The sequence below is a fragment of the Prosthecobacter sp. genome (assembly GCF_044373815.1).
Taxonomy (GTDB): domain Bacteria; phylum Verrucomicrobiota; class Verrucomicrobiia; order Verrucomicrobiales; family Verrucomicrobiaceae; genus Prosthecobacter.
Genome location: NZ_JBIPNG010000249.1, coordinates 1 through 9,399, shown reverse-complemented (window position 1 = coordinate 9,399; position 9,399 = coordinate 1). Strand labels below are relative to the sequence as shown.

Annotated in this window: 9 protein-coding genes; 6 read left to right on the top strand and 3 right to left on the bottom strand. The window is 61.4% G+C overall.

Annotation, left to right across the window (positions count from 1 at the left end; all coding sequences use genetic code 11):
• The 6 genes from ACIREA_RS19000 to ACIREA_RS18975 all read left to right on the top strand — a co-directional run.
• Positions 1 to 3,400, top strand: a 3,400-nt coding sequence (locus tag ACIREA_RS19000; RefSeq protein WP_397383911.1) for a DUF1553 domain-containing protein, incomplete at its 5' end; no start/stop codon positions are given.
• 13 nt (positions 3,401 to 3,413) lie between these two features.
• Positions 3,414 to 4,685 carry a DUF1501 domain-containing protein gene (locus ACIREA_RS18995; protein ID WP_397383910.1) on the top strand — a complete coding sequence of 424 codons (1,272 nt, stop codon included), beginning with the start codon at positions 3,414 to 3,416 and terminating at the stop codon, positions 4,683 to 4,685.
• A gap of 477 nt (positions 4,686 to 5,162) precedes the next feature.
• Positions 5,163 to 5,975, top strand: coding sequence for an IS5 family transposase (locus ACIREA_RS18990; RefSeq protein ID WP_397383909.1), 813 nt, complete (start codon positions 5,163 to 5,165; stop codon positions 5,973 to 5,975).
• A gap of 169 nt (positions 5,976 to 6,144) precedes the next feature.
• Complete coding sequence (locus ACIREA_RS18985; RefSeq protein ID WP_397383908.1) at positions 6,145 to 6,987, top strand: hypothetical protein; 843 nt, start codon at positions 6,145 to 6,147, stop codon at positions 6,985 to 6,987.
• A 21-nt stretch (positions 6,988 to 7,008) separates the two neighbouring features.
• Positions 7,009 to 7,920, top strand: coding sequence for a glycoside hydrolase domain-containing protein (locus tag ACIREA_RS18980; RefSeq protein WP_397383907.1), 912 nt, complete (start codon positions 7,009 to 7,011; stop codon positions 7,918 to 7,920).
• Positions 7,921 to 8,025: 105 nt separating this feature from the next.
• Positions 8,026 to 8,388, top strand: coding sequence for a DoxX family protein (locus ACIREA_RS18975; RefSeq protein ID WP_397383906.1), 363 nt, complete (start codon positions 8,026 to 8,028; stop codon positions 8,386 to 8,388).
• Between the two features lie 12 nt (positions 8,389 to 8,400).
• On the opposite strand, the gene ACIREA_RS18970 is transcribed toward ACIREA_RS18975, so the two are convergent.
• The 3 genes from ACIREA_RS18970 to ACIREA_RS18960 form a co-directional block, all read right to left on the bottom strand.
• A complete protein-coding gene (locus ACIREA_RS18970; protein ID WP_397383905.1) occupies positions 8,401 to 8,730 on the bottom strand; it encodes a DoxX family protein in 330 nt (109 codons plus the stop codon).
• A 105-nt stretch (positions 8,731 to 8,835) separates the two neighbouring features.
• Positions 8,836 to 9,063, bottom strand: coding sequence for a TIGR03643 family protein (locus ACIREA_RS18965; protein ID WP_397383904.1), 228 nt, complete (start codon positions 9,061 to 9,063; stop codon positions 8,836 to 8,838).
• On the bottom strand, positions 9,060 to 9,399 hold a 340-nt coding region (locus tag ACIREA_RS18960; RefSeq protein WP_397383903.1), incomplete at its 5' end, for an ADP-ribosylglycohydrolase family protein. The genes ACIREA_RS18960 and ACIREA_RS18965, both read right to left, overlap by 4 nt.

Sequence of the window (9,399 nt, the reverse complement as noted above, 5' to 3'; positions counted from 1 at the left end):
GGTGAAGGTGGACAAGATCAGCCCTGGACAGCCGGTGTATCTGATCGGCAAGGGACGCACCAACTCGCCGCATTTCGCGCGTAACAATCAGAACTGGTCGCTGCGGGTCATCGGCGGGAGCGACGGGCTGGCGCACCTGAGTTTTCTTTTTGCCAGTGCTCCTGCGCCCGGTGGTGGAAACACCTGGCACCTCTGGAACTCGGCGGCGTCCTTTCAGATCAAAACAGGCTGGCATCATGTGGCGGTGGCCTACGATTTTGGCAGGCAGGAAACGATGCGCGGATGGATCGACGGCGTGGTGACTGATGGAGTCTGGAGCGTGGACGGAGCCACCACGAAGGCGCCCGTGATGGATGATGACGATGTCTGGATCGGCTCATCGCTGGGCGGCAGCGCGGGGAACAGTCTTCAGGGCTTTCTGGATGGTCTGGCCATCCATCGCCGCGCTCTGAGCGATGCGGAGATCGCGAAACATTGCCGGCGCACGGGCGGCCCGCTGGTGGTGCTGCCTGAGAAACCGGAGATGCCGAAGCTGGGGCCAATCACCGATGGAAAGGTGCTCGTGCAGTTCAGCGAGGGGCTCTCCGCATTTAACCGCTGGCCCGCCAAGGCGGAGCTGCCGGCGGAGACGGACCGCTGGATGAGCGATGTGTTCCTGCTGCCGCGTGTGCCGCTGCGCTACGATGACTGGGGCATCCGTTCGGAGTGGAAATCGCCGCTGCTGCTGCGGATGGCGGCGGATGTGGCGTTGCCAGAGGGATCGCGGCGGTTTCTGCTGCGGGCTCGTGCGCTGGCCCGGCTGTGGGTGGATGGCGTGATGATCGCCGAGACGAAACCGGCCGATGGAAGCACGCCAAACGGACACGATGATGTCACGCCGCTGGCGACGCCACCGCTGCCTGGTCTGCGCGTGAAGGACTATCATCATCAGGAGGTGTTTGGCACGGCGCAGCTTCGCGGAGGCAAAGGCCGCATTGTCTTGGAAGTGGTGGTCGGTGGCAAAAACCAGCGCACTGAAACCGGCGAGCTGTGCGTGGCCATCGAGACGGAGGACGGAAAGTCGTTTTCCATTCTCCGAGCTGGCAGCAAGCCCGGCCTGGCATTGACCGATGCAGCGGTGCAGCCTGTGCTGGCGCAGATGGAGAGAGACTTGTCTGACCTCGATGACACGCATCGGCGAACTGCCGCACGCTCGCGCGATGCATTCTGGCAAAAACGCCACAACCTCGCCCGCGAATGGGTGGCGCAAAATCCCGCACCTGCTCCACCCAAGGGCGGGCACCCCATTGATGCCTTCATCGACGCGAAGATCGCAGCCGCCGTTGCATCAAATGCCGCCGCGTCCGCCGACTCGGACGCTTTTCAAAAAGAAATCCTGCCCATCCTCCAGGAGAAGTGCTTCCGCTGCCACGGCGAAAAGGACAAAGGCGGGCTGAAGCTGACCTCGCGTGCAGCGGCATTGCACGGGGGCGATTCGGAGATTCCCTCGATCGTGCCGGGCAAACCGGAGGTCAGCGAGATGATCGTGCGCCTGCGCTCTGAGGACGATTCGCTCGTCATGCCGCCATCGGGCGAACCGCTGAGCAAGGCGCAGATCGCGAAGCTGGAGGCGTGGATTCGTGATGGAGCCGTCTGGCCCGCCACGCCGGTCGCGCCCGAGAAGCTCGCAAAGTCAGCGCTCACCAGCGACGAGGCCTTTCTCCGCCGCATCAGCCTCGATCTCATCGGCCTGCCGCCCACGGCGGCAGAAGCGCGTGCATTTCTCGCTGACTCCGCGCCCGACAAGCGCACTCGCCTGATTGAGCGCCTGCTCTCAGATGTACGTAGCGCTGAGCATCAGATGGCCGGCTGGCTTGATGTGCTCGCCGAGAATCCGACGCTCATCAACGCCTCACTCAACAGCACCGGGCCGTTTCGCTGGTTCCTGCTCGATGCGTTGCGTGATGGCAGGAGCCTCGACCGCATGGTCACCGAGCTGATGATGATGCGCGGCGATGTCGGACGTGGCGGCAGCGTGGGTTTTGGCCTCGCGGGGGAAAATGACGCGCCCTTTGCCGCGAAAGGCCACATCATCGCGGCCGCGTTTCTGGGCATCGAGCTGCAGTGCGCGCGCTGCCATGATTCGCCCTACCACAGCACCACGCAGCGCGATCTTTATTCGCTCGCGGCGATGCTCTCGCGGAAAACGGTGACGGTGCCCGCCACGAGCCGGGTGCCCGCCGGTTTCTTCGAGAAGAAGGGCCGCGAGTCTCTCATCAAAGTCACGCTCAAGCCAGACGAACCTGTCACGCCCGAGTGGCCTTTTGCTGCCGCCACGGGCACGGCTGATGGGAGCCGCATCGACCGCCTGATGGACGATCCGAAGGACACGCGGGAGCGTTTTGCCGCGCTCGTCACCGCGCCGGAGAACCGGCGCTTTGCGCGTGTCTTTGTGAACCGCATTTGGAAGCGGCTCATGGGAGCAGGCTTTGTCGAGCCTGCCCACGACTGGGAAGGCCGCGATGCCAGCCACCCTGAGCTGCTCGAATGGCTGGCCGCTGATTTTGTCGCACACGATTACGATCTCCGGCATCTGCTGCGGCTCATTGTGGCCTCCTCCGCATATCAGCGCGAACCCACGACTGACAACCTCGCCGCGCTGCCAGCGAACGAGCGCTTTTTCAGCGCGCCGGGGCGGCTGCGGCTCACAGCGGAAGAGATCGTGGATTCGCTGCACTCTGCTGCTGGAAAGGCCATCGACTCCGAGGAGATCACCTTCGTCCACGATGGCCGTCATGCGCTGGAGCGCAGGCAGACACTCGGTGTGCCGCACCGTGCGTGGATGTTCGCCAGTCTGAACAACGAACGCGACCGCCCAAGCCTGGCCCTGCCTCACGCGCAAGCAACGGTGGATGTGCTGGAGGCCTTTGGCTGGAACGGCTCGCGGCAGATGCCCATCTTTGATCGTCCCACGGATCCGAATCTCCTCCAGCCTGGCATCCTCGCGAATGGTACGCTGGTGCAATCGCTCTCCCGCGCCTCATGGCGCAGCGAGCTGGCCGATCTCGCAGTGCAGGCGAAGTCGCCCGATGCTCTCATCGAAGAAGTCTTTCTGCGATTCCTCAGCCGCAAGCCACGCAGTGCAGAGCGCGATGCCTTCTTGCCCGCACTTCGCGAAGGCTTCGCCGCGCGGCTCGTCCCTGCCGCCGAGCAATCCACTCCCAAAGCCGCCGAACCGCTGCCGCGGGTGACGTGGCTGAATCACGTGAGTCCCGAAGCCAACTCCATCCAGATCGAAGTCGAAAAACGCGTCCACCAAGGCCCGCCACCTGACCCACGCCTGCGCAGTGCCTGGCGGGAGATTTACGAAGACCTCGTCTGGAGTCTGATCAATGACCGCGAGTTTGTGTGGAAACCTTGAACTTACTTTTTTGATGAAACGCCGTCACTTTCTCCACTCCACAGCATCGCTTGCAGGTGCCTCCTTGCTTGCGCGTCCCCTGGACGCCGCTCAGGGGCTCATCAAGGGGAAGGCGGAACACGTCATCTCCATCTGGCTCGGGGGTGGCATGGCGCAGACGGACACCTTTGATCCGAAACGGCGCGGCGATCCGCAAGCGAAGAAGGCGGGCTCCTACTACGATTCCATCGACACCGCGGTGCACGGCGTTCGTGTGTGCGAGCATCTGCGTAAAGTCGCACCGCTCATGGAGCGCGTGACGGCGGTGCGCACCGTGCATCACGATGTCATTGATGAGCACGCTGCGGCCACCAACCGCATGCACACCGGCCGTCCGATCAGCGGCACGATCAGCTATCCTTCCATCGGCTCAATCATTACCCACCAGCGCGGTCCCGCCTCAGACGAAGCGCCGCCCTATGTGATCATTGGCTATCCGAACGTCACGCGCGGCCCCGGCTTTCTCGGGGCGCAGTCCGGGTATCTTTATCTCACGGATACCAGTCGCGGCCCGGCAGGTCTCTCCCGCCCGCCCGATGTCAGTACCGAGCGTCAGCAACGCCGGGGGCAGTTCCTCTCCGCGCTTCAAGCCAGCGCACCTCCGACCAGCGACCCCAGGCTGAAGAGCTATGATGCCGCCATCGAGCAAAGCCTGAAGTTCAGCGGGCCGGCGTTCAACCGCGTCTTCCAGCTCGACGAGGAGCCCGGTGCGCTGCGCCAGCGCTACGGCGGTGAGTTTGGCCAGCGCTGCCTGCTTAGCCGCAGACTGGTCGAGCAGGGGGTGCGTTTTGTCGAAGTCTCGCACAACCTGAACTTCCTCAACGGCACTGGCTGGGACACACACAACCAGGGCATCTTGAAACAGCACGAGCTGATCAAGGAACTCGACGGCGCCGTCGCCGCGCTCATCACCGATCTGGAAAGCCGTCGGCTGCTCGACAAGACGCTCGTCGTCATCACCACCGAGTTCGGTCGTCCGCCCGAGTTTGACGGCGGAGGTGGGCGCGGTCATCAGGGCAGCGCCTTCACCTGTGTGCTGGCCGGAGGCGGCCTGCGCCACTGCGGAGCCTGGGGCGAGACCGATGATCTCGCCAAAAAAATCGTCACGAATCCCGTCAGCGTGCCCGACTTCTTCGCCACCATCTGCGCCGCTGTCGGCGTGGATTACACCGCCAGCCTTCACGACGGCGACCGCCCTGTGCCTATCACGGATCAGGGCAGTCCTATTGCCGCGCTGTTCGCTTAGCGGGCAGAATTAACACGCACAATTGACCCCGCCGGGTGCGCTGGTAGCTCGTCATGTGTTCGGAGTAACCGCTCAGCGAACCAGTCGTGGACCACGACCTGCCAAACCTGAGCACCATTGGGCGTTCGGCCCATTTCACCCAACCAAGATGTTCCCGCCCCGGGAACCGTGGTGGAGTGCCGCTGTCTGTAAGCATTCAAGGAGTCCGGCAGCATCTGCCAGCCGGTTTACCTGGGTGCTCGTTCCGACATTCGTGCGGCTGTCCAATAGTGTCTCCAATGCCAGAGGTGTTGGTTGAGTTGATCAAAGTCGAAGAGAAACCATTTTCACAATAGAAGCAGTTTAAATGAGCATTGCTGGTGTGGTATGCTCATCACATGCCTGAACCAGCTCTTCGAGCCGCTGATGTTGCTTAGAGCCTGTTATTAACTTTAAAAAGTGCTGTACATCGGTGAGGCTCCAAGCAATAAGCTTGGGATGGAACCTTCGAGCAACAAGCCAAGAGCCGCCTACACCAGTGACGTCAGCGATGCAGAATGGGATTTTTGCCGTCCCTATCTGGTGCTGATGAGGGAAGATGCGTCCCAGCGGGATTATCCTCTGCGCGAGTTGTTCAACGCTCTGCGCTACATCGTACGCTGCGGCTGCCAGTGGCGCATGATGCCTCATGACCTGCCGCCCTGGCAGAACGTTTACCAACAGGCGCAGCGCTGGATGAAGGCGTGCTGCTTTGAGGCCATGGCCCATGATCTGCGTGAACTCTCACGCCTGGCCAAAGGACGCAAGGCCCAGCCCACGGCGGCCATCATGGACGGACGCACACTGCAGTCATCGCCTGAAAGCGGAGGCCGGGCCGGCTATGATGGCTACAAGCGCCGCAAAGGCAGCAAGGTGCACATCGCGGTGGATACCCTCGGGCATCTGCTGGCGGTGAAAGTGACGGCGGCTGACGAGCAGGAGCGCGCGCAGGTCGGCGAGCTTGCAGAGCACATCCAGCAGGCCACCGGAGAGAATGTGCAACTGGCCTATGTGGACCAAGGTTACACTGGCGAAGAGCCTGCACGCCAGGCGCAAGAGCACGGCATCAAGCTGGAGGTGGTCAATCTCTCGGAGGCCAAGAAGGGTTTTGTGCTGCTGCCAAAGCGTTGGGTGGTGGAACGCAGTTTTGGCTGGGCGGCGCGCTTCAAGCGTCTTTCAAGGGACTACGAGCGTCTGGCTTCGACTCTGACTGGCATGCACTGGCTGGCCTTCGCGACCCTCATGCTCTCTTCTCTATTCGGCAAAAGTTAATAACAGGCTCTAAGGGAATGGAGTTCCCATGTGCAGAGGTTGCTTAAGCTGGTTGATCCTGTGCCGGCCGATCAGGATTAATCCATCGTGCTCTCAAGCGACATGGAATTGGAACAGTTTTTTAAAATTTGAAGGCGGCGTGGCGGGTTTGAGATAAAGACCTTCCCCCATGCGCTTCCTTCTTTTCCTTTTGGCTTTCCAGAGCCTCTCCGCCGCTGATCTCGTCGCGGAGGGCTGGCATCACCGGGTGTGGACGGTCTATCCGGTGGAGAAGGTGAAGGCGGATGAGGAACTGCCCGTCACGCCCATCGCCCCAGCGGTGACGATGAGTGCGGCACGAGGAGAGCGGGAGCCGTTTGTGGCCGTGCTGCGGCCCCAGGTGCCGCTGCGGGAGGTGAGCGTTGTTGCGGGTGTTTTGAAGCATGCCGATGGCAGCGTCATCCCGGCGGCAAACATCACTGCTCAGCGGCTGGGCTACGTGTTCATCGACGAACCTAGCGGCACGCGGATCAATCAGGCGATGCCTTATCCGGTGGGCGTGGGGCAGTTTCCTGATCCTTTGCTGGCGAATCGCGGTGAGGTGCGGCCTGGGCACAATCTTCAGTTTCTCATCACGGTGCAAGTCCCGAGGGATGCGCATCCGGGGCGCTACGAGGGCACGGTGAAGCTGGTCTTTCGCAAGGAGCCGTGGATGAAGCCCGATCTCGTGCCGGAAGACGCGATCCGTGTGGTTCTGAACGTACGGCGCTTCGCTTTGCCGGAGCGTTCGCCACTGCTGAACACGAGTTATGCGAATCTACGCGAGCTTCCTGAAGCGCAACGCACGCCGGAGCGTCTGGCGGAGATGCAGCGCGGCTTCATCGAGCACCGGCAGACGCCGGAGCCGCTGGTGCCCTCACCCAAGTTGAAGATCGGCAAGAACGGCGTGCTCACGGTTGATAGCGCCGCGTGGGAGCAAGCGGTGGAGGCTGTGTTTCAAAACGGCGGCACGCATGTGTTTGTGCCTGTGTAGGGTTTTTATCCCGAACCGGCCTTGGCGCAGGGGCTGTACTTCCTGCATCACTTCCCGGCGGTGACGAATCAGAAGTGGCTGGGCGCGGTGATCTGCAAGCCGGACAAAACGCTGACGCCGGAGTTCACCACGCTGTTTGGCAGCTACCTGAAGCACATGCATGGCGTGTTGAAGCAGCGCGGGTGGCTGGACCGCACCTTCATCGCCACGATGGACGAGCCTTACACCTACCACACTGGGGATCGCGCCCAGGACATCCCGGCGAACAACTACGAGGTGGTGCGCAACTACGTGCACTTTGTGCGGGAGGTCGCTCCAGGCCTGCGTACCTTCTGCACGGCTGATCCCGTGGAGGGGCTCATCGGCCACATCGACCACTGGTGCCTGCGAAACCTCGATCACGCCGCAGCGGCCAAGGAACGCGCCGAGAAACACGGCGAGATCGTCACTTTCTGCGACAACTACCGCAGCTTCATCGACTACCCGGCCATCAGTGCCCGCAGCTTCGGCTGGCTGGCCTGGCAGATCGGCGCCTGCGGCTGGCTGACTTTTGAGACACTCGGCAGCTACCGCACCGCATGGGAGGCTCCGGTGCTGGTGTATGCGCAGTTCAATGGGGCGACGGTCTGGGGCATGGGCCAGATGTTTTACCCCGATCCGCTCAGCGGTGTGCCATTGCCCAGCCTGCGCTGGGAACTCATGCGCGAAGGCTGCGACGACTACGAGTACCTGTGGCTGCTTCAGGAGGCCTTGAAGGCCCAACCAAATGCTGAAGCCCAGCAAATTCTGGACTCCGCCGCCTCCCAAATCGTGCGCGGCGGGGGGGATGCGGAAACGATGGCTCAAACGCAGACCCAAAACGCGACGAGCAACTCCACGGCGCATGAAATGCGCGGGAAGATCGCGGATTGGATCGAAAAACTCGCGCCGTGAGGTCGGTCCAAGACCAATGCTAGGGATTAGCTTGCTGTTTGAGAGTGACTGAAGCATGCTGACCTTTCTTGATTCCACCGAAGTCGAATCGTTTGCCTCATTACCATGGATTATCTCATCATCTCTCTGAAACTCACCGTGGCGCTTGGCATTCTAAATGTCTGGCTCCTGCGTTCCGGCAAGGCGACCGCGTACCGAGGCAAGGATGCGAAAACGCTGCGCGAGGAGTTCGCCGTCTATGGTCTGCCTTTCCCTATTTTCTGCCTCATCGGCATTCTCAAAGTCGGCCTCGCACTGGCGCTCCTAACCTCGTTTTGGATTCCCAGTTTGGCGCAACCTGCGGCGCTTGGCATGGGAGCTCTCATGCTGGGGGCCTTCTTCATGCACCTCAAAGTGAAAGATCCGATCAGCAAGGCGCTGCCCTCTCTCGCGGTACTGGCGATGTGCGCCGCCATTGCGCTGCTCTAGGCGGCGTGCGGATCAGAATCCGGCAATGCAGAGATAGGTGTTGAGCGCCAGATAAAACACCGCCGGGATGGTTTGCAGCAGACTGTCCTTGATCTGGAAGCGGACGATGACGGCAATCAACATCATCAGCGCCAGTCCTCCTGCTGCCAGCTGACCCATCCATGGCTGGCTCATTCCCGCCAGCAGGCCGATCCCCGCGAACCCCTGCAGGGCACCTACCAGCATGCGCTGCGCTGCGAGGCGGTAACGAAGAAACTCCTGCTTCATGCGGCTCGAAAAAAAACACGCCGATCCATAACCGAGGAAGGAAAGGGCGGAGAATAGGATGAGGGCGGTTTTCAAGATGTAGACTCTGAATCAACTGGCATGAACGATACGTCGGTCATGAAGCGCCCGGACGACTCGTTCTGCCAAATGCAGTGAATCCGCTGCCCGGCTGTGCTGCTGTCAGCCTTTGAGCCTTAACTCAAGCAGTTTGCGGTGTTTGGTGACTCGACCGCTGACGCGCTTCCGCCAACAGCGGAAGCTGGAGGGTTTGAGCTCACGACGCATGAGGTCTATGACCTGACTTTCAACAAAGCCGGTGCGCTCTCGGATCTCTTCAAAGCTCGTGCGGTCCTCCCAGGCGAGGCGGACGACGAAAGAGGCTTGTTCGCTGCTGAGGTTGGTCTTCATGGGCGAGTGACGATGGTTTCGATTTGGCAGTTCAGGCGAGTGGCATCGTCGATGCCATCGACATACCTCTGAGGCATCTTTGAAACGCCCACTGCCCCGCCAATCAAAGCGCCGATCACGGCTCCACGATGGCAGTTGTCACCGCCGACATTCGCATTGGCGGTGACGCCGCTTTCAAAGTCATCGGCATATTTCCATGCCAGGTACAATGATGCGGGGAAGGCTTCGGCAATGTAGCAGGCTGGGCTGACGCGCCTGCCGATCACGACCTCGTCGGGATCTTTGGACCATTCCAAGGCTTTGCGTTGAGAGAACCAGTCGCTGCCATGGGCGAGT

Coding starts and splice junctions, on each gene's coding strand:
- ACIREA_RS18975 (WP_397383906.1), top strand. CDS start 8,026: ATGGATTATCTCATCATCTCTCTGAAACTCACCGTGGCGCTTGGCATT.
- ACIREA_RS18995 (WP_397383910.1), top strand. CDS start 3,414: ATGAAACGCCGTCACTTTCTCCACTCCACAGCATCGCTTGCAGGTGCC.
- ACIREA_RS18985 (WP_397383908.1), top strand. CDS start 6,145: ATGCGCTTCCTTCTTTTCCTTTTGGCTTTCCAGAGCCTCTCCGCCGCT.
- ACIREA_RS18965 (WP_397383904.1), bottom strand. CDS start 9,063: ATGAAGACCAACCTCAGCAGCGAACAAGCCTCTTTCGTCGTCCGCCTC.
- ACIREA_RS18990 (WP_397383909.1), top strand. CDS start 5,163: ATGGAACCTTCGAGCAACAAGCCAAGAGCCGCCTACACCAGTGACGTC.